Source organism: Serratia sp. H1w (assembly GCF_000633355.1).
Lineage (GTDB): Bacteria > Pseudomonadota > Gammaproteobacteria > Enterobacterales > Enterobacteriaceae > Chania.
In genome coordinates, this window is record NZ_AYMQ01000012.1 from 1 (window position 1) to 25,856 (window position 25,856).

A 25,856-nucleotide genomic window follows, 5' to 3' on the forward strand; every position below is an offset into this window, starting at 1 on the left:
TCAATGATCACGGGTATATACCATTTTTTAGATGATGGCCTTAAAGATTATTTATTTGTCATTATAGTCAATGCAAACTTTTTAAGTTTGCAATTAAAATCAATAAAAATGCAATTGAAGATTGTTTTCACTGTTTGTTTTTTGATTTCTATCACAATTATTTGCAGTTCTAGCAAGTCTAAAGGGCTTCAAACGTTGGTGAAATAATGTTTTTTAAAAAAGGGAACGCGGTTTCATTTTGTTGTGTTTTTGTGATTGAGCTCAACTTAAAAACCTGTGTGATAAGTTACGGTGCTGCTATTGTAACGATGTGTTTCATTGCTGTTTTGTCAAAGTACTTGCGGCAGGGAGGTCGCTTAACAACGTCAATCGTCACGTTATCTAGTCATAACAACAATTAATTCGCATTACTGCCTCGGGAGATATATCGATGAAATTGTCCAAAATTCTATTCGGCATTTGTCTGACATCTGCCACGCTGCTGAGTAACCATTTGGCTTTGGCCCAAACGTTTAAAGCTGCCGATGTGCATCCTGAAGGGTATCCCAACGTCGTGGCTATTCAGCATATGGGGGAAAAATTAAAAGCAGCGACCAATGGTCGTCTTGAGATCAAGACCTTCCCAGGTGGAGTGTTAGGTGATGAGAAACAGATCATCGAACAGGCCCAAATCGGAGCCATAGATATTATCCGTGTTTCAATGACGCCGGTTGGAGCAATATTACCTGACGTCAACATGTTCACGCTGCCCTACATCTTCCGTGACGAAGATCATATGCATAAGGTTCTCGATGGGGCGGTAGGCCAGGATATTGGCGATCGTTTGTCGAACAGCCCGAAATCGCGAATGGTCTTCCTAGGATGGATGGATAGCGGTACGCGTAACCTTATTACCAAAAGCCCGGTAACTAAACCGGAGGCGTTGCAAGGCATGAAGATCCGTGTTCAGCCGAGCCCAGTCGCGTTGGCCACGCTGAAAGCAATGGGGGCCAATGCGGTGGTGATGGGGGTTAGTGAAGTCTTCAGCGGAATGCAGACCGGTGTGGTTGATGGTACTGAAAATAACCCACCTACGTTTGTTGCACATAACTATTTGCCGGTCGCGAAAAATTATACCTACAGCCGTCACTCGATTATTCCAGAAGTCTTCCTGTTCTCAAAAACCAAGTGGGATAAGTTAAGTAAGGAAGATCAAACATTGCTTATCCAGCTCGCCAAAGAAGCCCAGGTTGAGCAGCGCGAACTGTGGAAGGAATATAACCAGAAATCTCTGGACGTGATGAAAGCGGGTGGGGTGCAGTTCCATGATATCGATACGGATTATTACTACAAAGCGACCCAATCCGTGCGAGATGAGTTCGGTAAGGGCCACGAAGAACTCCTCCAGCGTATTGCAGATGTACAGTAATGTTCTTTATATCGTCGTATAAAAAAACGAACTCGGATGGCGGGCTAGGGGGGTAATATATCCCTAGCCCATGAGAGAAAATATTACGACTACAGCGTGCTCATGCAAACGATCTCTTCATATAGGTAATATTATTATGGGACGTTATTATTCGTTGCTCATGGATGTTATTTATCGCATTTCGATGTGGGGCTCAGGGATAGCGTTGTTACTTATGGTGTCGGTAATTCCTGTCGGCATATTTGCGCGCTATATATTAAATAGCGCGTTATCATGGCCTGAACCGGTCGCCATCATGTGTATGGTTACCTTTACCTTTATTGGGGCTGCGGTGAGCTATCGCGCCGGTTCCCATATTGCCGTCTCCATGGTGACGGACCGTCTCCCTCCTCATTTACAGAAAGCCAGTGCCTTGCTGACCGACCTGATGATGTTGGCGATCAGCGTATTTATTCTGGTGTACAGCTATGCCTTATGCCGGGAGTTGTGGGAACAGCCCGTGGCAGAATTCCCTCTGCTTACCGCTGGGGAAACCTATTTGCCACTGCCAATCGGATCAACGGTAACGATACTCTTTATTGTTGAACGGATCCTTTTTGGTTCTCAGCAACGCCGTCCAGCGGTGATGTTGGGGTCAGCAGAGAGTTAATACAGCATACTATCCAGGAGCCATTACATGGATGCTTTCATATTAGTTGCTTCATTAGCCGTAATGTTGGCTATCGGTGTTCCCGTTGCTTATGCGGTTGGTATCAGTGCGATCGTGGGTGCCTTGTGGATCGATATCCCGCTTGAAGCGGTAATGATTCAGTTAACCAATGGCGTAAACAAGTTTTCATTGCTGGCTATCCCTTTCTTTATTCTGGCGGGGGCAATCATGGCCGAAGGGGGAATAGCCAGGCGATTGGTTAACTTTGCCTATATCTTTGTCGGGTTTATTCGCGGTGGTCTGTCTCTGGTCAACATTGTGGCGTCAACGTTCTTTGGGGCGATCTCTGGTTCTTCCGTTGCGGATACGGCCTCCATCGGTTCCGTGATGATCCCGGAAATGGACAAGAAAGGCTACCCACGCGATTTTGCCGCAGCGGTAACGGCGAGTGGGTCGGTACAAGCTATTTTGACCCCGCCTAGCCACAACTCGGTCATTTATTCACTGGCGACCGGGGGAACGGTGTCGATTGCTGCGCTGTTTATCGCCGGGATTTTGCCTGGTTTGCTACTCAGTTTTAGCCTGATGGTGATGTGCGTCTGCTTTGCTCATAAACGGGGTTATCCAAAAGGTGAAAAAATTCCTTTCCGCCAGGCAGTGAAAATTTTCGTTGATACACTGTGGGGATTAATGACCGTGGTCATTATTATGGGGGGGATCCTGTCAGGCATCTTTACCGCCACTGAATCGGCCGCCATTGCCTGCCTGTGGTCTTTCTTCGTCACCATGTTTATCTATCGTGACTACAAATGGTCGGAGTTGCCGAAACTGATGTACCGCACGGTAAAAACCGTCACCATCGTGATGATCCTGATTGGTTTTGCGGCGGCGTTCGGTGGCATTATGACCTATATGCAGTTGCCTGCGCGCATTACCGAGATGTTCACCTCCATTTCAGATAACAAATATGTGATCCTGATGTGTATCAACATCATGTTGCTGCTCATTGGCACCTTGATGGACATGGCGCCGTTAATCCTGATCCTCACGCCAGTGTTGCTACCTGTGACCAACTCGCTGGGCATTGATCCCGTGCATTTTGGTATGATTATGCTGGTTAACCTGGGGATTGGTCTGATCACGCCGCCGGTGGGCTCTGTATTGTTTGTCGCCAGTGCGGTGAGTAAGCAGAAAATCGAACAGGTCGTGAAAGCGATGCTGCCATTCTATGCAGTGCTGTTCCTGATACTGATGGTGATCACCTACATTCCGGCCATCTCCCTGTTCTTGCCCAAATTATTCGGGGTGCATACTGGCTAAGTCTTTGCCATCATGGTGCCCATGACTTACTGAATGGGCACTTTTCGGCAAGCTAACTGATGAGTCCTAAGGATTTTTTTAAATTGAATGGATTCAGCGCGATTTCGTTGTCAGCGGTAAATGGTATGCTGCCAAGCTCGGCTATTCAGTCAGGAGATGACGATGGAATTTGAAATTGAGATTATTAACCCGGCAAAACATCCAGAGTTAGCGGCGCAGTAGGTGGTGATCGAGCTGATCCGTGAGGGGAAGATTGATAACTCCTTTAACGGTGTCAAAGCGTTAAATACCTATCAACACCTGGTGGAAAAGTACAAGGCATTGGCTGCCGAACCGGCAATTTCCGAAGTTAAGGGCAATGATATTGAGCCTACAGTTTCGGAGGCTAAGCCGGCCGCAACGCCGAGTAAACCCGTAGTGGCTGCGGCTAAAGCCAAAACCACGGCGGTGAAGCCTCCTGTGGCGGTAAGAGCGAAAACCAAGGCACCGGCTCCTGCGGCGAAAGAGCTAGCCGTTACGGCAGAAGTCGTTGCCAAGCCAAAGAAAGCCAAGCCAAACCCGACAACGGCCAAGAAAAAATAACCTCTCTATGCGCGGAGGCTCAAGCTTCCGCGCAGCTTCAATAAAATGCCACAAGCACCCGCAGGGTTTATCTAATTGGCTGGACGCTGATACCTTCCGCCGGTAGCGGCAAGGCCGTTTTGTAACGCACCTGCTTGAGGGCAAAGCTGGAGCGGATATTGGCGACACCCGGGATCTTGGTCAGATGGTCCAGAATAAAGCGTTCCAACGCACGGATATCGGGCACCAATACCCGCAGCAGGTAGTCGGCATCCCCCGTCATGAGGTAACACTCCATCACTTCGGGTCGTTCATCGATAGCTTGCTCAAAGTTGCTGAGCGCACCTTCCACCTGCTTTTCCAAACTCACCTGAATAAACACGTTCACATGCAACCCAAGCACAGCCGGTTCCAATAAGGTCACTTGTCCTTTGATAATGCCTGACTCTTCCATCGCTTTTACGCGGTTAAAGCAGGGGGTGGGGGATAGGTTGACCGAGCGTGCAAGCTCCGCATTGGTGATCCGCGAGTTGGTCTGCATGGAGTTCAGAATGGCGACATCGGTGCGATCGAGCTTCTTCATGTGAGAAAATTTATCCTGTAAAAGTGACTTTTATGGGTAAAATTACTCATAAAAACCGATTCAGTAAACATAATAAGAGAAATTTCCCCCAGTTATCCAGATAAAATTGGCGTATTGAATTAATGGATGAGAAAGCGCTGTGGATACTGAGGGAAAATACTTAACTGGCCCGCAAAGCACGCCGGGCTACGCGCCCGATAGCGTGAAAATCAAAGGTGTCCTGCTGTTGGTAGGGGCCATTGTGATCTGGGGTGCGAACTGGCCGGTGATGAAGGCAGGGCTCTCTCATATGACGCCTATCTGGCTCTCAACCAGCCGTTTTGTCAGTGGTGCGCTGTGTCTGTTTGCTTTGCAGATACTGACGAAGAAACTGCGTTTCCCGCCGCGTAAAGATTGGCCTTTGGTGTTGAGCGTGGGGCTGCTGCAAATGCTGGCGTTTACCGTGTTGGGGGCCTTTGCCATGACCGAAGTGCCCGCTGGCCGGTCCGCGATCCTGGCATACACCACGCCGCTCTGGGTCACGCCTATCGCAGTGTTATTTTTCCGTCAGTCACTTTCCCGTCGGCAACTGATGGGCTCATTGCTCGGTGGTGTTGGGGTGATTGTGCTGTTCAATCCTTTCACCTTTAACTGGAGCGATAAGGTGCTCGTCGTGGCGAACCTGATGTTGCTGACGGCCTCATTTGCCTGGGCGATGTGTATCTTGCATCTGCGCTATCACAAAGGGGTCTGTAGTGCCTACGAGCTTGCGCCCTGGCAGATGCTGCTGGCCAGTGTACCGTTAGCGTTGATGGCTCGGGTCGTGGAAGGGCCGTATACCGGTGATGGTTCTACCTCGTTAATTGAAATACTGCTGTTTATGGGGCCGTTGGCAACCGCATTCTGCTTTGTTGCGGTGAATGCCGCCAGCATGTGGTTGTCGAGCACCAGCATGTCGACGGCGATGCTCGGGGTACCGGTAATAGGCTTGCTGATGTCCGTGGCTTTCCTGGACGAGCAACTGACCCTCACGCTGGGTATTGGCCTGCTGGTGATTATGTTGGGCATTTTCATCGTGACGGTGAAACCCGCAGAAAGCGAAACCAAGGCTTCGTAGGGATCTAAGTGTAGGGGCGCTGCATGCTGCGCCCGTTATTCTGGTCACATTGGCTAGTTTATCTCAGTGAACCGAGAGTTTTACTAGCCTTGCTCTGCTGGAGCGAGAGCGCAATAAATAGCATCCCCGTGAGCACTGAGATACCAATGATTAATTTCCAGGCATCCAGGTAGCCATAGCTTTGTATATATGCCCCCATCAAGATATACGTCGGCATCAGGCCCAGGCTGCGGATGGTGGTGACGATCCCGCTTATGCGGCCACGATGGCTGCGTGGGGAATGATTAGCTAAATAAATCCCCTCCTTGGTAACGAGCAAGATCTCGCCGATGGTCAGGAAGAACCAGGCAATAAACTGCATGGCGACCAGCGGGGAGAGCAGGGTAATGCCATATCCCATGGCCAACGCCAGTGCAGAAATGGCCAGGCTTTGTATGTCGCAGATATTGAGGGTCATTCTTATTATCAGCGGTGTCAATACCACCACCAAGATACTGGCAGAGGTCATTAGCTGGCCATACAGGGTCGGCCCTTGCTGGCCAAAAATATGGCTAAGATAGAGCGGAGTGGTCATGGTCATCTGGTTTAACGAAAACCAAAGCAGCATGCATAACACGCCAAATACTAGCAGCCGTGGTCGTTGTTTGAACACTTGCCATACCGAAGCGTCAGTGGCTTTTTCCAGTTCGGAGTGTCCGCTATGGTCTGTTGCGCGATCGGCGGCAGGAGTGGCGACATAAAATAACACGATAGCGACACCTATCAGCCCGGCCAGGCCGTTGCCCCAAAAAATCCAGGCGGTGTAGTTCCAGAAAAGATAGCCCGCCAGAACCGGGCCAACGCCAGAGCCCAGGTTATAGGCCAGGTAGCTTAACGACATCACCGCATTGCGATTGGCAGGGGTGGACAGATCGGCGACCAGGGCGTTACTTGCCGGCAGCGCTACACCAAAAAAGAAGTAGCTGACAAACAGCAACGCGGGCAGCAGGGTGTGCCAATCGGCAAAGAAACCGCTTACCACCAGGATTATTGCACCGACGATCTCTCCCCAGACCATCATGTTCTTATGGCCGAAACTATCGGACATCTTGCCGCCGACCAAATTGCCCAATAGATAGCATGCGGTGACACCCATCGCCAAACCACCAGCGACCGTGGTCGAGTAACCTAGTTTTTGCGTTAGCAGCAGCACCATGAAGGGGATAATGAAATTACCAAGGCCTAAAACAAACCGGGCCAGAGCAATAAAATAGATGTCGTTGGGCAGCCCTTGATATATGGCGACGGGATTGAGCAATCTTGCGGGCAAAAGCACCTCCTGATGTGCAAAGATGCTGTCAAACTAGCATGAACATCAGGGGAAGCAAACAGAACGCGGTTGCTGACAAAATCTTGACCGGCTCAATGCGTAGGGGCACTGCATGCTGCGCCCGCTAACAGCAATAAAAAAGCCAGAGCCGTAATATTCACGAGCCCTGGCCTATAGCGACCTAAGGGAAATTAATCCAGCTTGGGATGCTGGTCGATCAGCGTCTGCTTTTTCTTCTCCAAATCGGCGATTTGCTGGCTGATATCTTCTACTTTCTGCTCGATATTATCGTAGGTTTCCTGCAACAGCTCTTTGGCTTCCGAACGGTCAGAGGCGGCAGGGGCTGCGCCACGCAGCGGCTTATTAGCCGTTTCTTTCATATACAGGCCGGTCACCAGACCAATCGCTGCCACCACCATCAGATAGTAGGCTGGCATATACAGGTTGCCGGTGGACTCAACCAGCCAGGCGATCAGCGTTGGCGTGGCACCTGCAATCAGTACCGAGATGTTGAATGCAATGGCCAGTGCGCTGTAGCGGATGTGGGTAGGGAACATCGCAGGCAGTATTGAGGCCATCACCCCGATAAAGGAGTTGAGCAGTACGGCCAGGATCAGCAGGCCAACAAAAATCAGCCCGATAACGTTACTGTTGATCAGGATGAAGCTGGGGATAGCCAGCAGCAACAGGCCGATGCTGCCGCCGATGATGAACGGCTTACGGCCAATACGGTCACTGGTCAGGCCAACCAGCGGTTGAACGAACAGCATCCCGAGCATGATGGCAATGATAATCAGCACGCCGTGGTCTTCGGAATAGTGCAGATTATGCGACAGGTAGCTTGGCATGTAGGTCAACAGCATGTAGTAGGTCACGTTGGTTGAGATCACGATACCTACGCACACCAGCAGGCTTCTCCAGTGTTTGGTGGCGATCTCTTTGAACGAGGTCTTGGGCGGGTTTTCAATCGCCGCACGGTCGTTCTGTTCCATCTTGTCCATATGCTGCTGGAACGCTGGCGTCTCTTCCAAGGCGTGGCGCAAGTACAAACCAATCACCCCCAGCGGTGCTGCCAGGAAGAACGGGATACGCCAGCCCCAGTCGAGGAAGTTGGCCTCGCCCACGATGCTGGAGATTAACACCACCACGCCAGCCCCTAACACGAAGCCAGCGATGGAGCCAAAGTCGAGCCAACTGCCCATAAATCCGCGTTTACGGTCTGGCGAATACTCGGCCACGAAGATAGCCGCGCCGGAATACTCCCCTCCGACGGAGAAGCCCTGTGCCAGCTTGGCCAGCAGCAACAGAATAGGTGCCCAGATGCCGATCGAGGCGTGGGACGGGATCAGGCCGATACAGAAGGTACTGATGGCCATAATAATGATGGTGACGGATAACACTTTCTGGCGGCCGAACTTATCGCCCATGGCACCGAAGAATACTCCGCCCAATGGGCGTACCAGGAAAGGAACCGAGAAGGTGGCCAGAGCGGCAATCATCTGCACGCCAGGCGTAGCGCCAGGGAAGAACACCTGGCCCAGTGCGTAGGCAACAAAACCGTATACACCGAAGTCGAACCATTCCATGGCGTTGCCTAATGCGGCGGCGGTAATGGCTTTTTTTAACTTGCTGTCATCAATAATTGTGATGTCATTAATCTGTAGTGGTTTATGCTTTTTTTTTCTTAGCTTCATAAATCATCCCATGCAAAATTGATCGTCGGCGAGTTCGTCGGCCCGCTCATTTTTATTGGTCAAGATATCAGTCAGGCTAATGTCACCCCCTGTTTGGAAAGGTTGTCCTTGTGGTTTTTTCTGAGATTCTCATCACAATAATTAGGGTTTTAAACAAAAAATGTCATCTTTAGGATTAGTTTTTCTTGTCATATAGCTTAGCGTTATCTGAGCCTTGAATCAAATTGAGTAACAAATGTTATGTTTTTCAGTGGCTTTAGAGCAAGGAATGTCTGAGGGGGGAATCGATTTTCATCGGCCAAGAGGGGGTAAATGCGCTAGTTCAGCGTCGTGCGCTGATAATGTGGCACTGCGAAGGGGCGCTGCATGCTGCGCCCGTGTTTGGGTCTGATTCAGGAGTCAATGGGTAACCGCATTAGAGGGCGATGTTGGCCAGGTTAAGATTTGCCGTCATAGCCATCCCAGTAGGTAGCGATAGCATTTTCGAGCAGGATCTCGCGCTGTTTTTTCGGCGAGTCAGCCGTATAGGTTTGATTATGCATGGTGTTTTTTTGCTCTGACTCAGGTAAAAAATCGGGGTTGCGGAACTCATTCACCCTTTGCTGTGCCTGCTCGCGGGTCAGTCCATCCTGGCGATCTTTTTTGCCAAGCTGGTAAAACTGCTCAAAGAACGGGATGGCGGCTTTGGTCGATTTCGAAATATCGGTGCGCGTATCGGGGCCAAAATGCGCATCCGCCAACTGAAAGGTGGCATGGCGGGCATGTTTCTCCACGCTACTTGGTTGACCTGCACAGGCGCCAAGCAACAGCGTGGCGAGCAACGGGATCGAGCGGTAAGGTTTAAACGGCATAGGACTCTCCATGTTATAGGGTATTTTCTGTTCCAGAGGATGCCCCGCTATTCTATCCCAGTTGCAACATATTGAAACCCATCAGCATCATAGCCAGCAGAACCTTTGCTAGAATTATATCAGGCAGTGTTGCCGGGTTAGTGGAGGTGGATATGTCTGATACCGAACTACTGCAGACGTTATTGCAACGTATTGAGGCGTTAGAGGCCCGGGAACAGGCATTAACCGCGGCTTCCAATGCCTACCAGGCAATCATCACCACCTTATTGGGCAATATGGATAAGACCGCACGCGATAAGGTGATCTCGATGATCGATCAAGCTCATGAAATCGCCTATGTACGCGCAGCACAACGCTGCAACGAACCGCAGAAACGCAAAATCAAGCAGGCGGATGATGTGGCACAGCGTATGTTTATGGTTGCGCAGGGCAGGGCACCAGAGTCACGCTGAGCTGAGCTATAACAGTTTGCTGCGAATAATGCAGGAATTGATCTACCTCAATAAATTGTCATTGTGATAGCTTGGGCTGAGATGGGTGATAGAAACGATGCGCTGAGGCATTAAGGTTATGGCGATGGATACGATTAAGAACATTCTGGTTACAGAGATAGATCAGATTAACCGGCGAGAAGGGCGTGACGGTAAGCCGCGTTTTAACAGCGAGTTTGCGCGCACCCACCGTTGGCTGTGTTTTGCCATGTTCGCTGGCTATTTTGCGGTGATCGCGGTGATGTACCCCGTGCCCTATATGGGGCTGTATTCGTTCCTGGGTTTTACTGCTTTTGTGCTGTTTATGTTTGCCATGCTGCTGATTGAAATCAAACCGGTTTACCGCTTTGAAGACATCGGTGTGCTGGATCTGCGCGTTTGCTACAACGGGGAATGGTACTTTACCCGCGCATTGTCGCCGCAGGCTATCCAGGCACTGTTGAACGAACCGACGGTGAGCTCGGTGTTGAAAGCTCGCATGCAGGAAATTATTGCCAACAAGGGCGAGATCGATTTTTATGACGTTTACGATCTGGCCTATGGCAAAAGGTTAGCCACTCCGTCAACGCCGCAGGCGGTGCTGAGCTGAAGAGGTTGCACCAGTGCCGATGTTGGCTATAATAGCCGTTGGTTATGAGACTATTCTTAGGAAATAGCGATGAGTGATGATATTTTTGATTTTGACATTGATGCTGAGTTAGCCCAAGCGGAAAAAAATGCGGCGCAGAAGGCCAGAGAAGTTCCTGAAATCCTTGAGGATGAAGAAGACTGCGAAGGCTGCAAAATCTGATCGAATTACCTGAAAAAACCGCTGCGGCGGTTTTTTTATGCCCGCCTGCCAGAGATCGCTTTAATCCAGTACAAAACCCCAGATCAGCAACCCTGCCACGGTAACGAGGCACAGGGCCGAAACGGTCAGCAGTACCTTTCCTAGTACGTCTTTCTCTTGTTGTTTTTGCATCAGGTTACATCATCCAAGTCGTATTCGATGGACCACATCGGCGGTGTCCAAGTCCAATAAGGCAACGCTCAAAGCGAGGAGGGTTCAGGACTGAAAAGAACTTCGCTTTGCTGCTCAAGAGCGTATCCAAGGTCGAGGTACGGCAAATGGCCCATCTCAACGGTGGTGTGGGCCATGCCAAACATTAATGACAATCATTAAGAGTTTTGCGGGCTGGATTAGTTCCCGCAACATGCGAACGACGGGTTAATCGGTAACGATTTTTACACCTATCTTACTGATCTGGTTACCATCCATCTCCGCGATGGTCCAGGTCAAACCATCCCATTCCACCTGATCCCCCACCACGGTTTCGCCGCCGATTAACTTGGTGACGAACTGGCCGAGCGTTTGCTGCTCGTCCACGCCATCTTGTAGATTCAGGCCGTAAACCTGTGAGATGTCGCACAGGCGTGCATCGGATTGCAGAATGAAATCACCGAAGAACCGCTCATCCAGCGTAACCGTAGGCGCCTGACTGAACAGTTTGCCTAGCGCAGGCAGATCGTGCTCATGGCCGATAACGCACAGGGTATCGCCTGCCAGCAAGCGGGTACTGCCGCTTGGGTGTAGCAGTTCTTTGCCACGGAACAGGGCGGCAATGTGCGTTCCCTGAGGCATTTTAAGTTCACGCAGCGCCGCACCCACGCACCAGTTTTCTGGGCTTAGCTTATAAACAAACTGCTCCCATTGGTTTTCCTGGTGGACGTCCAGTCCCACACGGGAAATCGGGGCTAATGCCGGAGGTACCACCACTTTGGCTTTTTTGGCGGCGAAGGATAGCGAAGTCCCCTGCAACAGCAGCGAAACCAGTACCACAAAGAACGCGACGTTAAAGAACAGGTTGGCATTGGGTAGCCCGGCCATCATCGGGAACACCGCCAGGATCACCGGCACCGCACCGCGTAACCCTACCCACGAGATGAACATGCGTTCGCGCAGGTTAAAGTTGCGAAACGGCAGCAGGCCGATAAACACCGAGATTGGGCGGGCAAACAGGATCATCCACAGCGAGAGCAGCAGGGCAGGGATGGCGATAGGCAACAGATCGTGTGGGTTAAGCAATAGTCCCAACACCAGGAACATGCCGATCTGGCTCAACCAGGCCAAGCCGTCGAAGGTTTGCATAATGCCGTGGTAGTTTCGGATCGGCCGGTTGCCCAGCAGCAGGCCGCACAGGTAGACCGCCAGAATGCCGCTGCCATCTAGGGCGGTAGTCAGCGCGAAGATCAAAATGCCGCCGCTCACGGCCAGCAGCGGGTACAAACCGTCTGCCAGCTTGATGTGGTTGATCAGCGTCATCAGCAACCAGCCGCCACCCAGGCCAAGTACGATGCCCATGCCAAACTGCTGTAACAGATGGACGATGAACATCCAGCTCAGTGAGGTTTCCCCCGCAGAAATCATGGCAATCAGAGTGATGGTTAAAAACACCGCCATGGGATCGTTGCTGCCAGACTCGATTTCCAGCGTAGCGCTGACACGTTCGTTCAGCCCTTTACCGCCCAACAACGAAAACACCGCTGCCGCATCGGTAGAGCCGATAATGGCCCCGATCAACAACCCCTGGATCAGGTCGAGGTTAAACAGCCAGGCGGCGGCCAGCCCTGTCAAACCGGCGGTGATCAGCACGCCGAGTGTGGCCAGTGATAATGCTGGCCACAGTGCGACACGGAAGGAACTGACGCGGGTGCGCATACCACCGTCGAGCAGGATCACGGCCAGAGCCAGGTTGCTGACCAGATAGGCAACCGGGTAGTTGTCAAAGGCGATGCCGCCGGGGCCGTCAACACCGGCCAGCATACCTATCGCCAGGAAGATCACCAGAATGGGAATACCCAGACGCGAAGAGAAAGAACTGAGCAGAATACTTGCTCCCACCAACACGGCACCGATGATGAACAAGCTATTGATCGTGCTGGCATCCAAAATAATGTTCTCCTGCGAATTGAGCTGAAAGGGTGGGGGCGCTAAAGCATTGGCACCGGGCCATGATCGTAATGTTTGTTAGTAATGCCCCTCACCCTAACCCTCTCCCACAGGGAGAGGGGACTGAACGTGCGACAAATTGACATTTGTACCTACCCGCGGCTCCGGACTCGCCCCCTCTCCCGATCACTGTGCGTAGGGTATTCCTGGACGCTAAATCGGGAGAGGGCCGGGGTGAGGGGTGACGAATGGCCTAAACTGACAAGCATTAGGGCCATGATAGCCTGTTTATCCGGTAAAACGCCAAGGCTGATTGCCAAAAAATTGTGCCATTATGGCTGCTTGCCACAGAATTCGGTTAAAACAGCGATGAAACGCGGATATTGCGGCTTTTGTGCCTATTTATCAGCTGATTGAGGATGGGGTAAACAGATTATTGCTGAAAAACCATTAATCCCCCATTACGGAGGCTTAATGGTTGGCGGGCGGGAGATTAGTGATCGAGGGATTGCAGGGCGCGCTTGATTAATTCGCCTGCCAGTTTCCGTTCGGCCTCGGAGATCCCGTCCAGATTGAGGCTGGAAAGCTCGGTTACCAGTACGCTGCGATCTTTGCCGCTGATGGAAGAATCCAGCGCAGAGAGCAGTCTGCCCAGGATTTTTAGTAGCGTGGCGTTTTCTGCTACGGCCTCGGTTGCCGTGGTTTGCTTGTCGGTCATTAAAAATCCTCTCTGTCGTGACGGAAGGGAAATCTTACCGGCGCACGCGATGGTGATGCGCCATCCCTTAGGGTTCGTGAGCCCAATCGCTACCGTAAGGCAGGGATGTGGATTTTTTCTTATGCACTGTAGTTATAACAACTCACTGCAATATGCTCCAGCACAACTTTGCATCAACCGGTCGCAATAGGTTGACCAATCTGTGCGCAGGGCACCGATCAATTATAGCCAAGCGGGCGCTGCAAGCAGCGCCTGTGTACGGGGAGATTAGGCTTTACCGGAAAACAGGAAGCGCAACAGTGGGATGCGTTTGTGCAGTTCATAGAGCAGGAAGGCACAGCTAAAGACGAACACCAGACCCAGCAGGAAACCCAGCAGGTTATTCTCGATCAGCGGGGTCACGAAGGCTCCGTATATCAGCGTTAGCGGATGGTGCACCAGATAGATGAACAGCGATGCGTTAACCAGATAGGTAATGCGTGGCGATTGGAAGTCGAGCAGCGCATGGCCAAATGAGAACACCACGTTGGCCATCAACACGCCGAGTACGCTTTTGATTACGATTTCCAGTTCGAACATAAAGCTGCTGTCCGCCAGTAGTTTCTGGTTGAGCATGTAGGCCACGAACAGCAGCAGCGAGCCCAGTACGGCTGGCCATGAAGGCTTGAGGAACACCGCTTTCAGCCACGGATACTTGAAGGCGTAGGCACCCACAATGAAGAACGGCAGGTAGAACAAGGTTTCCATCACCACGAAGTTGAACAGGCCGTTAGACAGCAAATGCGGAGCGGTGATTAAAATAAGGCGATGAAACACGCCGTATATAAAGGCATAGAATAAAAACCACAATGAGATATTACTCAAATTGGTCATTTTATTTATCGGCCGTGGTGCCGTTGGTGATGCGATCGCCTTAATTTTTTTAAACAGATAAAAACAGGCGCAGGTCAATAAACACAAGGTTAATAAAAACCACAGATGGGAAACCAGTTCCCAAACCCCCACGTTTATTTTTTGATAGGGGGTAAAATCATCCCAACCGTTGATTTTATCGGTGTAATTCTTGAGTAAGAAAAACTGCGGTAAGGTAATCAAAGGGATAGAGCTTAGCAACGGAATGGCGACCCGCTCCAGGCGTACCTTTAACCAGCGGTGGCTGTCATAGCGCTCGTACAGCATGTAGGAAAAGTAGCCAGAGATGATGAAGAACACCTGCATGCGAAAGGCGTGGATGAAGTCGTTCAGCACCGTCAGCGAAAACGACGGAGTTACACTGTTCACTGCCCAGGAGTGGCTGGAGTAAATCAGAGAAAGATGAAAAGGGATGCCGAGCAACATCAAATAGGCCCGGATCGAATCGAGGAAAAACTCCCGCTGGTTAGTGCCGTTTGTCATAGTTTACCGCTGATGGTTGCTCTGGAGGGTATAAATCCGCTTAAGAAGTCGGCAATAAGGTTATCGCAGCCTCAAACCCTACTATAGCGACTAACATTTTTCCATAGCGTCTTGGAGCCCGGCTTGCTACGCTGCACAACTGCTTAAACTCTAAGCCGTAAACATCAACACACGTTTATCATGTTGTCGGCGAGCGGAATAATCCATTAATATGGATTTTGAATATTTTGAGCACACGAATAGGGGGGGATGTGCTAGTAAATCTATTATCAAAAAAACCACGCGCCACGAGCGTACGTTGGTTAGGTGCTACCGTTTTGTGCACGTTGTTGAGTTCGCAGGCATGGGCTTTTTCTATCGACGATGTGGCCAAACAGGCGCAGGATCTGGCAGGAAAAGGCTTTGAAGTCCCGAAGAGCAACCTTCCTTCTCAGTTCCGTGAACTCAAGTTCGCGGACTATCAGCAGATCCAGTTCAACCACGACAAGGCCGTGTGGAGTAAGCTGAAAACCCCTTTTAAGCTTGAGTTCTACCATCAAGGGATGTACTTCGATACGCCGGTCACCATCAACGAAGTCACGGCGACCACCGTCAAAGAGATCAAATACAGCCCGGACTATTTTAACTTTGGTAACGTCAAACACGATCCCGACACGGTGAAGAAACTCGGTTTCGCCGGGTTTAAAGTGCTCTATCCGGTCAACAGCGCGGATAAAAACGACGAAATCATGAGTGTGCTGGGCGCGAGCTATTTCCGCGTGGTGGGTAAAGGGCAGGTTTATGGGCTTTCCGCTCGTGGGCTGGCTATCGATACCGCTTTGCCATCCGGTGAAGAGTTCCCGCGTTTCCGTGAATTCTGGATCGAACGTCCGAAGCAGGGCGACAAGCACCTGGTGATCTATGCCTTGCTGGATTCTCCGCGTGCTACCGGTGCCTACCGTTTTGTGGTTTACCCCGGCCGCGATACCACGGTAGATGTCGAGTCCAAAGTGTTCCTGCGCGACAAAGTGGGCAAGCTGGGTATGGCACCATTGACCAGCATGTTCCTGTTTGGGTCTAGCAATCCTTCGCCAACCCTGAACTATCGCCCGGCGCTGCATGACTCCAACGGCCTGTCGATCCATGCCGGTAACGGCGAGTGGATCTGGCGTCCGCTGAACAATCCTAAGCACCTGTCGGTCAGCACCTATACCGTCGAAAACCCGAAAGGTTTTGGTCTGCTGCAACGTGGCCGCGATTTCCGTGACTACCAGGATCTGGACGATCGTTACGACCTGCGTCCAAGCGCCTGGGTTGAACCACGCGGCGATTGGGGCAAAGGCAAGGTTGAACTGGTCGAAATCCCAACCGCGGATGAAACCAACGATAATATCGTGGCGTTCTGGACACCGGACGTGCTGCCAGATGCGAAAACGCCGTTGGCATTGAACTACCGCCTGTACTTCACCCGCGACGAAGAGAAGCTGCATTCTCAGGACATCGGTTATGTGGGGAAAACCATGCGTTCAACCGGTGATGTGAAGCAGTCCAACCTGATCCGCGAGCCGGACGGCAGCGTGGCGTTCCTGGTTGATTTCGTAGGCCCGGCACTGAAAGCGCTGGATGCCAATACGCCGGTGGCTTCTCAGATCAGCATTGGTGACAACGGTGAAATGGTGGAAAACAGCGTCCGCTATAATCCGGTTACCAAAGGTTGGCGTTTGACGGTGCGTTTGAAAGTCAAAGACGCCAAACAACCGGTAGAAATGCGTGCTGCGTTGGTCAACGGTGACAAGACCCTGTCGGAAACCTGGAGCTATCAGCTACCTGCCAATGAATAAGTCTATTGAAACTGCCCAGGAATATCTTGCGGCAATGCCCCTGACCGCTGAGCGGTCAGGGGAGCTCAAGCAACAAGTGATGGCGGGCGATACCCCGGCGCTGGAGGCTTTGCATCGTCAGATGGGAGCTTCTGATGTCAATGTGGCATCGCTGTCTGCCGATGATGTCGCCCTGGCCTCGGTCAAGGCGCGCATCAGCCAGGCTTGGCCGGACGCGGTTGATGACGATGATTTTGACTGTGACCCGGAAGGGCGCACCATTCTGAAAGCCACGCCGCCGGTAAAACGCACCAGCATGTTTCCTGAGGCCTGGCGCACCAACCCGGTGGGCCGGTTTTGGGATTCTCTGCTGGGTCGTAAGACGCATAATCGTCATGCCAGCAAAGAAGAAGCCGAGGCGGAAAACCGCTGGCGTATCGTCGGTTCGATGCGCCGTTACGTGCTGTTGATCCTGATGCTGGTGCAAACCGGCATTGCCACCTGGTATATGAAGACCATCCTGCCTTATCAGGGCTGGGCGCTGATCGATCCGTTCGCCATGTGGGATCAGGATCTGATGCAGTCGCTGTTGCAACTGTTACCTTATCTGTTGCAGACCGGCATTCTGATCCTGTTCGCCATTCTGTTCTGCTGGGTTTCGGCCGGGTTCTGGACCGCGCTGATGGGATTCCTGCAACTGCTGATCGGTAAAGATAAGTACAGCATTTCTTCGACCATCAAGGGCGATGAGCCGATCGATCCGGCGCACCGTACCGCGTTGATCATGCCTATCTGTAACGAAGACGTCGAACGGGTATTTGCCGGCTTACGGGCCACCTATGAATCGGTGAAGGCAACCGGTCAGCTTGAGCATTTCGATATCTATGTGCTGAGCGACAGTTACGATCCCGATATCTGCGTTGCCGAACAGAAAGCCTGGATGGAACTGTGCCGCGATGTTGAGGGCCATGGGCGCATCTTCTATCGCCGTCGCCGCCGTCGTGTGAAACGTAAGAGCGGCAACATCGACGACTTCTGCCGTCGTTGGGGGGGCGAGTACAGCTACATGGTGATCCTGGATGCCGATAGCGTGATGAGCGGCGAATGCCTCACCGGGCTGGTACGCTTGATGGAAGCCAATCCAAACGCCGGTATCATCCAGTCTGCGCCAAAAGCCTCTGGGATGGATACGCTGTATGCTCGCGTGCAGCAATTCGCCACGCGTCTCTATGGCCCGTTGTTCACCGCAGGCTTGCACTTCTGGCAGTTGGGTGAGTCCCATTACTGGGGTCATAACGCCATCATCCGGGTGAAGCCGTTTATCGAGCACTGTGCATTGGCACCGTTGCCGGGTGAAGGTTCGTTTGCCGGTTCCATTCTTTCCCATGATTTTGTGGAAGCTGCATTGATGCGTCGTGCTGGCTGGGGTGTGTGGATTGCCTACGATCTGCCGGGCAGTTACGAAGAGTTACCGCCTAACCTGCTGGACGAGCTGAAACGCGACCGCCGCTGGTGTCATGGTAACCTGATGAACTTCCGTCTGTTCCTGGTCAAAGGCATGCACCCGGTACACCGCGCGGTGTTCCTGACTGGGGTGATGTCCTATCTGTCGGCACCGCTGTGGTTTATGTTCCTGGCGCTGTCTACCGCGTTGCAGATAGTGCATACGCTGGTGGAGCCGCAATACTTCCTGCAACCCCGGCAGCTGTTCCCGGTGTGGCCACAGTGGAAGCCTGAACTGGCTATTGCACTGTTCTCCACTACCATGGTGCTGCTGTTCCTGCCGAAGTTGCTGAGTATCGTGCTGGTTTGGGCCAAAGGGTCGAAGCAGTACGGCGGGCCGATCCGGCTGCTGATTTCCATGCTGATGGAAGTGATGTTCTCGGTGCTGTTGGCACCGGTGCGCATGCTGTTCCATACCGTATTTGTGGTCAGCGCGTTCCTGGGCTGGGAAGTGGTGTGGAACTCACCGCAGCGTGATGATGATGACACGCCTTGGGGCGAAGCCTTCAGGCGTCATGGTTCGCAAATGCTGCTGGGCCTGGTTTGGGGCGGTGGCATGGCGTTGCTGGATCTGAACTTCCTGTGGTGGCTGTCACCGATCGTCTTCTCGTTGATCCTGTCGCCGTTTGTTTCGGCGCTGTCCAGCCGGGCCACGCTCGGTCTGAAGAGCAAGCGTGCCAAGCTGTTCCTGATCCCGGAAGAATACGATCCGCCGCGTGAGCTGGTGGCTACGGATACCTATCTGCAACTTAATCGCCAGCGCGCCTTACGTAATGGCTTTATGCATGCAGCGGTGGACCCGTCCTACAACGCCTTGGCTGCTGCGCTGGCAACGGCTCGTCACCATCTGCGTACCCTCATTGATCGGGTGCGGGAAGAGCGTGTGAACGAGGCGCTGGAAGTCGGGCCAGAGAAGTTGGCGAAAGCCAAACGTCTCGAGCTGTTGAGCGATCCGGTGGCGCTGTCGCGTCTGCATCAACGCATCTGGCTGTTGCCGCAGGGTGAGGCTTGGCGCGAACATTATCGGCAGTTGCCGCATAATGAGCAGGCTCATCCCGTTGGCCAACGCTAACGGCAAGTGCTGATTAAAAAGGGGGAATGCGCGTGGCGTGTTCCCCCTTTTTTTAGCCGTGGGTGGTGAAGACCACCAGTTGATAGTCTTGCTGGTTACAGCGGAAAGAAGTCAACGCCGTCATCCCCAGCCCGTCGACATGGGCGGCTAATGAGCGTGGGTTATCGTCGTTGATAAACAGCGCACCAACGTCAAAATCCTGCTGGGTTCGCGCTTTAACCGCCGCAAACAACTGTCGTAGCACGCCTTTTCCCCGCCATTCGGCACTCAGGCATACCGGGCCATACAGAAATACCCGCAGCTGATCCAACTTGCGGCCTTGAAACTGCTGGCTGGCCAGTGTTTGCAACATGGCATCCACGACCGGTGGCCGGGGTTGGGCATCGGTTGGCATCAGGCAGACAAACCCTGCCAACTGTTGATCCTCAATGGCGATCAGAATACCAAGGCCGCTGTTGATGCTCGCCAGCTGTCTTTCGTTCATTTGCGAAACGATAAACCCCTGTTGTCGCTGTTGGGCGTTGAGATGCTCCGGGGTGTTTTGCACCTGTAAGGCCAGAATTGCGGGGTAATCACCGGGAACGGCCTGCCTGATGAGCATGTTAGCTGCCTGTGTTAGTGGAAGAAGGTTGCAGCATGCAATGCGCAGCTAGGGCCGTCAAGGCGAGGGTGGGCAATCAATCACCCACCCCTGTGTCTCAACGCTCATCCCATTCGTCAGCCGCGCTCTGGCCTTCTTCGGTATCCAGCGGGGGATCGAGTTGAAAATCACCTTCCTCCCACTCATACAACGTATTTTCGTTGATCCACTCTGCGAGGATCTCAATCTCGTCGTAATCACCGTAAAAAATGGCCTGAGCGGCAGCCCCACTACGCAGGGTAAAACATTCGACAGACTCACCTTCCTCTTCGAAAAACTCGGCCTGCCACATCGTGTCGCCATCCAACATGATGTATTTTTGCAGGTTAAACTGTTGGGGCACCGGCGGCTCATCACCGCCGCCTTCCGCTGTTTCGACAAACTCTTCGCGAGCGGCTTCAATCGCTTCTTCCAGCGTGGCATACAGGCTCATACGCATCTCCTTGTTTCAATCATCTTGGGGAACACCAGCATTAATTGTTGTCGCATCGCCGCAGGATGCAAATTTTTTGTTGTCCGTTTTGCGACGATGATTGTCCATCCGTCGGGAGACGCCTGGTCTTGCTCAGGAGATAATGGTTACACCCTTTGGTCTGTAGGAGAATCAGGATGTTAGCCAACCCTGCAAGCAAGTATCGGCCGTTCCCGGCCATCGATTTACCCGACCGTCAGTGGCCGGGTCGCACCCAGCAGCAGGCTCCACGCTGGTGTTCCAGCGATCTGCGCGACGGCAATCAGGCGTTGGCCGAGCCGATGGATAACGCTCGCAAGCTACAGTTCTATCAGCTGTTACTGAGTTGTGGGTTTAAAGAAATCGAGGTGGCATTTCCTTCCGCCTCACAAACCGACTTTGATTTTGTGCGGCATCTGATCGAGCAACGGCTGATCCCGGATGACGTTTCAATCCAGGTGCTGACGCAGTCGCGTGACGATCTGATCGATCGCACGATGGAGTCATTACAAGGGGCACCGCGCGCCATCGTGCATCTGTATAACGCCACCGCCCCGGTGTTCCGCGATATCGTCTTCAAGCAGGATAAGGCCGCCACCGTGGCGCTGGCGGTGAATGGCGCACGGCGTATTCGCCAATGGTGCGATCGGCATCCGGAAACTGACTGGTGCTTCGAATATTCGCCGGAGACCTTCTGTTTTACCGAACTGGAGTTTGCCCTGGAAATCTGCGAAGCGGTGGCGGACGTGTGGCAACCCGAACGCCAGCGGCCGATGATCATCAACCTGCCAGCCACCGTGGAAATGAGTACCCCCAACATTTATGCCGACCAGATCGAATGGTTCTGTCGCCACTTCAGCCAGCGTCAGCGGGTGACGATCAGCGTACATCCGCATAACGATCGCGGGACCGGCGTCGCTTGCGCCGAGCTGGCCATGCTGGCGGGGGCCGATCGGGTTGAAGGTTGCCTGTTCGGCAATGGCGAGCGCACCGGGAATGTCGATCTGGTGACGTTAGCCCTCAACCTGTATACCCAGGGCATTGCGCCAGGGCTGGACTTCAGCCGGTTGAAAGAAGTGGTTGAGGTGGTGGAACAGTGCAACCAGTTGCCTGTGCATCCGCGCCATCCTTATGCCGGGGAGCTGGTGTTTACCGCATTCTCCGGTTCGCATCAGGACGCCATCAAGAAAGGCTTTGCCGCTCAGCAACTGCGCGAAGATGGGTTATGGCAGGTGCCATACCTGCCGCTGGACCCGGCAGACGTGGGATGCAGTTACGAGGCGGTGATCCGCGTTAACAGCCAGTCAGGCAAAAGTGGTGCAGCATGGTTGCTGGAGCAGAATCATGGCTTACGCCTGCCGCGTGGTTTGCAGATCGATTTCAGCAAAGTGGTGCAGCAGACCACGGATGAGAGCGGTAAGGAAATGACGGTGGCGGAAATCTGGCGGCTGTTCCGCAACAGCTACGGATTGATCGAACAACCTCGTTTGCAGTTGCTCAGCTATCAAACGCAAAGCCAGGGTGGGGCGGCTTACAGCTTTACGGCACAGGTAGTTCTGGCAGGGGAGCCAATGCAGTTACAGGGGAGCGGCAATGGGCTATTGTCCAGCGCGGTGGATGCGTTATGCCAGCGTTTTGGCCTGGTGCTGGCGATTGACGACTACCATGAACACACCTTGGGTCACCAGAGCCACAGCCGGGCAGTCACTTACCTTCGCTGTACGCCAGCAAGGGGGGAGGCAATTTACGGGGTAGGCATTGACGCAGACTCGGCCAGCGCCTCGCTCCAGGCTCTGTTTAACGTGGCTGGCCGCTGTTTACCTTGATCGCTGGCTGAGCCTGGCTAAAGTAGGTGCTGGGGGAAACGCCAAGCAGGCGGCGGAACATGGCGCTAAACGCGCTGGGGCTGTCATAGCCCAAATCCAAAGCCACCTCCAGCACTGAACTTCCAGCGGCCAGGGCGTTGAGCGCTGCCAGCAAGCGGGCACGACGTACCCAATCACTAAAGCGAAGGCCCGTCTCGCGTTGGAAGCGGCGGGACAGCGTGCGGCCGCTGACGTTGATGTGGCGCGCCGCCAGCTCCAATTCCCAAGGTTGGGCCAATGATTGCTGAATATGCTGGCACAGGGCTAATAAGACGCTATCACGCGGCTCGGGAAGGTGCAGGGGCAGGATCGGCAGCATACGCAACTCATCGAGGATCAGCTCCATAATGCGCTCTTCGCGTCCACCGGGCCGATAATCGGGCTGAATGTCCATCGCACTGATAATCAGTTCACGCAACAACGGGGAAATCTGTACTACCTGACACAGGGCAGGCAAATCGGCGCGGGCCAAAGGATCGACAAACAGCGTGCGCGCCGCCACGTTCCCGCTAAACCGCAGGTTATGCTCTACCTTGGCTGGTAACCAGACGCCACGTCCTGGTGGAACCACCCAACTGCCAACGCGAGTGTTGACCTGCACGACGCCGCTCAGTGCGTGGATCAGTTGAGCACAGTTATGGGAGTGATCCGGTTCGCATTCACCATCCCGATAGTCTTTCGAGAACGGCACGATAGATTGATTCTCTGCCAGATTATCGATGCTAAACAGCACTGTTGCTCCTTTGGTGGGTGATCAAGCCATCCATGCAGCATGCCATGTCTGGCCATTGTCGCAAAGCGCATTTCCTGTACGTCGTAGCAGAGTGAAAACGGTTTAGCTTGTTGGTTTCCACAGCGGGAGGATATATGGATCTTGCCAACGCGGTGTTACGGATTGCCCGGCCCACCGACCATTTGACTGCGATTGCCGAAATGTATTGCCAGGGCCTGGAGTTTGAGCAACTAGGGGCGTTTGAAGATCACCAGGGGTTTGATGGGATTATGCTTGGTCATCCGCGTCATGCCTATCATCTGGAATTTACGCATCATCGTGGTGTGCGGGTTGGGCGCGCGCCAACGCAGGACAACCTGCTGGTCTTTTATCTGCCAGAAATTGCGGTGTGGCAAAGAGGGTGCGATCGGATGTTAGCCAGCGGTTTTGAGCGTGTACCGGTTTATAACCCTTATTGGGATGCCCATGGGCAAACGTTCGAAGACTTGGATGGTTATCGCGTGGTGTTGCAAGCTCGCGCCTGGCAGGTGTAAATCCCCTCACCCCAACCCTCTCCCAAAGGGCGAGGGGGCCGGTACGGAGCTGTGGTCAGGTGCCGAGTGGGAAAGGTGACACTGCGTAGGGGCGCCGCATGCAGCGCCCGTGGGTAGCATGGTCGGTTCCCTCTCCTGGGGGAGAGGGTTAGGGTGAGGGGGCATTTGCTATCGCGTGCATAAAAAAAGCCAGCGCTAGGCGCTGGCTTAAAGTTGTCAATTCAGTGTCTATCAGGCGTGCGTTGCCGGTTTGTCAGCGCTTTTACCCTGGGTGTTTTCCAGCATGCGGCGGATTGGCACGATCAACAGGATAAGCACGGCAGCACAGATCACCAGCGCAATTGAGCAGCGGGCGAACAGGGTTGGCAGCATGTCCAACTGATCCGCTTTCACGTGACCACCGATCAAGCCTGCGGCCAGGTTACCCAGCGCACTGGCACAGAACCACAGGCCCATCATCTGGCCACGCATTCTATCCGGTGCCAGCAACGTCATGGTTGCCAGGCCAATCGGGCTCAGGCACAGCTCGCCCAGCGTCAGCATCAGGATACTGCCTACCAGCCACATCGGCGACACGCCAGCCCCACCGTTGCCCAACACTTGTTGCGCAGCCAGCATCATCAGGCCAAAGCCCGCCGCGGCAAACAGAATACCGATCACGAATTTGGTGATGCTGCTCAGGCGGATTTTGTTGCGAGCCAGAGCTGGCCAGGCCCAACTGAAGATAGGTGCCAACAGGATAATGAATAGGGCGTTAATCGATTGGAACCAGACCGCCGGGATCTCGAAGTCGCCGATCATACGGTTGGTGTAATCGTTGGCGAACAGGTTGAACGAGGTCGGTTTCTGCTCGAAGGCTGACCAGAAGAAGGCGGCAGAAATCAGCAGGATAAAGCACACCAGCAGACGAGCACGTTCTTTGCGGCTCAGGCCAGCAAAGAAGAACAGGTAGATAAAGTACAGCGTGACCGAGGCGGCGATAACGTAGACCAGCATGCTGGCAACGGCGACCGGGTTAATCACGATGATGCCCTGGGAGATCATGACGACGATCGCGGCAACGCCTACGGCCAGCGCAATCAGCCAGGCACCCACGCCATTTTTCTTGGCTACCGGGCTATTCCAGGTGGAATCCAGGCCCACTTCGCTGTCATAGCGCTTCATGGCCGGTACGGCAAACACCCGGAAGATCACCAGTGCCACCAACATCCCGATACCACCGATACCGAAGCCCCAGTGCCACCCGTGCGAACGGATCAGCCAGCCGGAAATCAGCGGGGCGATAAACGAGCCCATGTTGATGCCCATATAGAACAGCGAGAAGCCACCGTCCCGGCGCGCATCGCCTTTCTTGTACAGGGTACCGACCATCACCGAGATACAGGTTTTGAACAGGCCGGAACCGAGCACGATAAACATCAGGCCGACGAAGAACAGGTCATTGCCCATAAAAGCGGACAGGGCGATCGACAGGTGCCCCAGAGCGATCAGGATCGAGCCGTACCACACGGCTTTTTGCTGGCCGAGCCAGTTATCGGCCAACCAGCCACCGGGCAGTGCCGCCAGATACATACTGCCAGCAAATATACCGACGATTGCCGAGGCATTTTCGCGCGCCAATCCCATCCCGCCGTCATAAACCGTGGCGGCCATAAACAGGATCAGTAACGGGCGAATGCCGTAAAACGAGAAACGCTCCCACATTTCCGTGAAGAACAGCGAGCGGAGCGGATATGGATGGCCGAGGAACGTCCGGCTTTCTTGCTGATTAACAGAGGATTGCATAAAGTCTTCCCAATATAATGTGCTGCGCGATGGCAGCAGATACTGTGGTATGTCTGTGTCTGTAAGCGAGGCAATCCCACTGAGGTGGATTACCTGACAAAACCTCAGCCGCAGCGCCTATTAAGCTTGAAATGCATGCAGGCCATTTTATTCACTTGGTCAGAGTTTTACTTCTGGCGTGATATTATTTAACCATTTGATAACCGAATGGTGGTTTTGTCTAGTACCTGTATCCCATTTTTTAGACGAAAAGTCGACAAACATCTACTTTATTGGTTTTTATGTTGGTTAAGACGTTATTTTTATTGACAGCTGGTTTATTGCTCTGAATGTGCATTTACTGTTTAAAAACAGGGTGTTAATAATATTATTCTTAGAGGTTGCCGCCAAGTTTCGACGTGGGGATAACAATAATAAAAATAGGGGAAATGAAGCTTGGGGAATAATTACCGCAGCAAGTGGCGATAAATA

The 25,856-nt window shown here is 53.0% G+C and carries 24 protein-coding genes; 13 read left to right on the forward strand and 11 right to left on the reverse strand.

What is annotated here, in order from left to right; all coding sequences use genetic code 11:
* From U869_RS32485 to U869_RS0102470, 5 genes are all read left to right on the forward strand, one after another.
* The coding region (locus U869_RS32485) for a hypothetical protein (RefSeq protein WP_037438798.1) at positions 1 to 207 on the forward strand (207 nt) is incomplete at its 5' end.
* Positions 208 to 430: 223 nt separating this feature from the next.
* Positions 431 to 1,408, forward strand: coding sequence for a TRAP transporter substrate-binding protein (locus U869_RS0102450; protein WP_025123316.1), 978 nt, complete (start codon positions 431 to 433; stop codon positions 1,406 to 1,408).
* Between the two features lie 136 nt (positions 1,409 to 1,544).
* Positions 1,545 to 2,057 (forward strand): TRAP transporter small permease, encoded by a 513-nt coding sequence (locus tag U869_RS0102455; protein ID WP_025123315.1) that lies wholly within the window; start codon positions 1,545 to 1,547, stop codon positions 2,055 to 2,057.
* Between the two features lie 27 nt (positions 2,058 to 2,084).
* Positions 2,085 to 3,377, forward strand: a complete 1,293-nt coding sequence (locus U869_RS0102460; protein ID WP_025123314.1) for a TRAP transporter large permease — start codon at positions 2,085 to 2,087, stop codon at positions 3,375 to 3,377.
* A 222-nt stretch (positions 3,378 to 3,599) separates the two neighbouring features.
* A complete protein-coding gene (locus tag U869_RS0102470; RefSeq protein ID WP_025123313.1) occupies positions 3,600 to 3,959 on the forward strand; it encodes a hypothetical protein in 360 nt (119 codons plus the stop codon).
* Positions 3,960 to 4,026: 67 nt separating this feature from the next.
* Here the strand turns inward: U869_RS0102470 and U869_RS0102475 are convergent, their stop codons facing one another.
* A complete protein-coding gene (locus U869_RS0102475) occupies positions 4,027 to 4,521 on the reverse strand; it encodes an Lrp/AsnC family transcriptional regulator (RefSeq protein WP_025123312.1) in 495 nt (164 codons plus the stop codon).
* Between the two features lie 139 nt (positions 4,522 to 4,660).
* Between U869_RS0102475 and U869_RS0102480 the strand changes: the two genes are divergently transcribed.
* Positions 4,661 to 5,617, forward strand: a complete 957-nt coding sequence (locus U869_RS0102480) for a DMT family transporter (RefSeq protein ID WP_025123311.1) — start codon at positions 4,661 to 4,663, stop codon at positions 5,615 to 5,617.
* A gap of 58 nt (positions 5,618 to 5,675) precedes the next feature.
* On the opposite strand, the gene U869_RS0102485 is transcribed toward U869_RS0102480, so the two are convergent.
* From U869_RS0102485 to U869_RS0102495, 3 genes are all read right to left on the reverse strand, one after another.
* Positions 5,676 to 6,926, reverse strand: coding sequence for an MFS transporter (locus U869_RS0102485; RefSeq protein ID WP_029988325.1), 1,251 nt, complete (start codon positions 6,924 to 6,926; stop codon positions 5,676 to 5,678).
* A gap of 191 nt (positions 6,927 to 7,117) precedes the next feature.
* Complete coding sequence (gene proP, locus U869_RS0102490; protein ID WP_025123309.1) at positions 7,118 to 8,620, reverse strand: glycine betaine/L-proline transporter ProP; 1,503 nt, start codon at positions 8,618 to 8,620, stop codon at positions 7,118 to 7,120.
* Between the two features lie 437 nt (positions 8,621 to 9,057).
* Complete coding sequence (locus U869_RS0102495; protein ID WP_025123308.1) at positions 9,058 to 9,471, reverse strand: Exc2 family lipoprotein; 414 nt, start codon at positions 9,469 to 9,471, stop codon at positions 9,058 to 9,060.
* Positions 9,472 to 9,623: 152 nt separating this feature from the next.
* Between U869_RS0102495 and U869_RS0102500 the strand changes: the two genes are divergently transcribed.
* The 3 genes from U869_RS0102500 to U869_RS32750 all read left to right on the forward strand — a co-directional run bounded on the left by U869_RS0102500 (position 9,624) and on the right by U869_RS32750 (position 10,752).
* Positions 9,624 to 9,923, forward strand: coding sequence for a hypothetical protein (locus U869_RS0102500; protein ID WP_025123307.1), 300 nt, complete (start codon positions 9,624 to 9,626; stop codon positions 9,921 to 9,923).
* Positions 9,924 to 10,047: 124 nt separating this feature from the next.
* Positions 10,048 to 10,551, forward strand: coding sequence for a YlaC family protein (locus U869_RS0102505; RefSeq protein ID WP_025123306.1), 504 nt, complete (start codon positions 10,048 to 10,050; stop codon positions 10,549 to 10,551).
* A 69-nt stretch (positions 10,552 to 10,620) separates the two neighbouring features.
* Positions 10,621 to 10,752, forward strand: coding sequence for a hypothetical protein (locus tag U869_RS32750; protein WP_255328083.1), 132 nt, complete (start codon positions 10,621 to 10,623; stop codon positions 10,750 to 10,752).
* Positions 10,753 to 11,169: 417 nt separating this feature from the next.
* Here U869_RS32750 and U869_RS0102520 read toward each other — a convergent pair whose 3' ends face one another.
* The 3 genes from U869_RS0102520 to mdoC all read right to left on the reverse strand — a co-directional run bounded on the left by U869_RS0102520 (position 11,170) and on the right by mdoC (position 15,004).
* A complete protein-coding gene (locus U869_RS0102520; protein ID WP_025123304.1) occupies positions 11,170 to 12,891 on the reverse strand; it encodes a potassium/proton antiporter in 1,722 nt (573 codons plus the stop codon).
* A 493-nt stretch (positions 12,892 to 13,384) separates the two neighbouring features.
* The gene (locus U869_RS0102525) at positions 13,385 to 13,609 is read right to left on the reverse strand and encodes a hypothetical protein (RefSeq protein WP_025123303.1); all 225 of its coding nucleotides are present in this window, start codon (positions 13,607 to 13,609) and stop codon (positions 13,385 to 13,387) included.
* A 267-nt stretch (positions 13,610 to 13,876) separates the two neighbouring features.
* Positions 13,877 to 15,004, reverse strand: a complete 1,128-nt coding sequence (gene mdoC / locus U869_RS0102530; protein WP_029988324.1) for a glucans biosynthesis protein MdoC — start codon at positions 15,002 to 15,004, stop codon at positions 13,877 to 13,879.
* A 251-nt stretch (positions 15,005 to 15,255) separates the two neighbouring features.
* On the opposite strand from mdoC, the gene U869_RS0102535 reads away from it, so the two are divergent.
* Entirely contained in the window at positions 15,256 to 16,824 is a 1,569-nt protein-coding gene (locus U869_RS0102535; protein ID WP_025123302.1) for a glucan biosynthesis protein G, read from the forward strand.
* Positions 16,817 to 19,378: a glucans biosynthesis glucosyltransferase MdoH gene (mdoH, locus tag U869_RS0102540; RefSeq protein WP_025123301.1), complete on the forward strand. Its 2,562-nt coding sequence runs from the start codon at positions 16,817 to 16,819 to the stop codon at positions 19,376 to 19,378. The genes U869_RS0102535 and mdoH overlap by 8 nt, the downstream gene beginning before the upstream one ends.
* 52 nt (positions 19,379 to 19,430) lie before the next feature.
* Here the strand turns inward: mdoH and U869_RS0102545 are convergent, their stop codons facing one another.
* Both U869_RS0102545 and U869_RS0102550 read right to left on the reverse strand, forming a co-directional pair.
* Positions 19,431 to 19,979: a GNAT family N-acetyltransferase gene (locus tag U869_RS0102545; protein ID WP_025123300.1), complete on the reverse strand. Its 549-nt coding sequence runs from the start codon at positions 19,977 to 19,979 to the stop codon at positions 19,431 to 19,433.
* 97 nt (positions 19,980 to 20,076) lie between these two features.
* Positions 20,077 to 20,451: a MysB family protein gene (locus tag U869_RS0102550; RefSeq protein ID WP_025123299.1), complete on the reverse strand. Its 375-nt coding sequence runs from the start codon at positions 20,449 to 20,451 to the stop codon at positions 20,077 to 20,079.
* Between the two features lie 176 nt (positions 20,452 to 20,627).
* Between U869_RS0102550 and leuA the strand changes: the two genes are divergently transcribed.
* Complete coding sequence (gene leuA / locus U869_RS0102555) at positions 20,628 to 22,295, forward strand: 2-isopropylmalate synthase (RefSeq protein ID WP_025123298.1); 1,668 nt, start codon at positions 20,628 to 20,630, stop codon at positions 22,293 to 22,295.
* Here leuA and U869_RS0102560 read toward each other — a convergent pair.
* Positions 22,267 to 23,067 (reverse strand): helix-turn-helix transcriptional regulator, encoded by an 801-nt coding sequence (locus U869_RS0102560; RefSeq protein ID WP_025123297.1) that lies wholly within the window; start codon positions 23,065 to 23,067, stop codon positions 22,267 to 22,269. The two genes, leuA and U869_RS0102560, sit on opposite strands and share 29 nt — an antisense overlap.
* A gap of 134 nt (positions 23,068 to 23,201) precedes the next feature.
* On the opposite strand from U869_RS0102560, the gene U869_RS0102565 reads away from it, so the two are divergent.
* Positions 23,202 to 23,600, forward strand: coding sequence for a VOC family protein (locus U869_RS0102565; RefSeq protein ID WP_025123296.1), 399 nt, complete (start codon positions 23,202 to 23,204; stop codon positions 23,598 to 23,600).
* A gap of 231 nt (positions 23,601 to 23,831) precedes the next feature.
* On the opposite strand, the gene U869_RS0102570 is transcribed toward U869_RS0102565, so the two are convergent.
* Positions 23,832 to 25,385, reverse strand: a complete 1,554-nt coding sequence (locus tag U869_RS0102570; RefSeq protein ID WP_025123295.1) for a peptide MFS transporter — start codon at positions 25,383 to 25,385, stop codon at positions 23,832 to 23,834.
* Positions 25,386 to 25,856 lie beyond the last annotated feature (471 nt).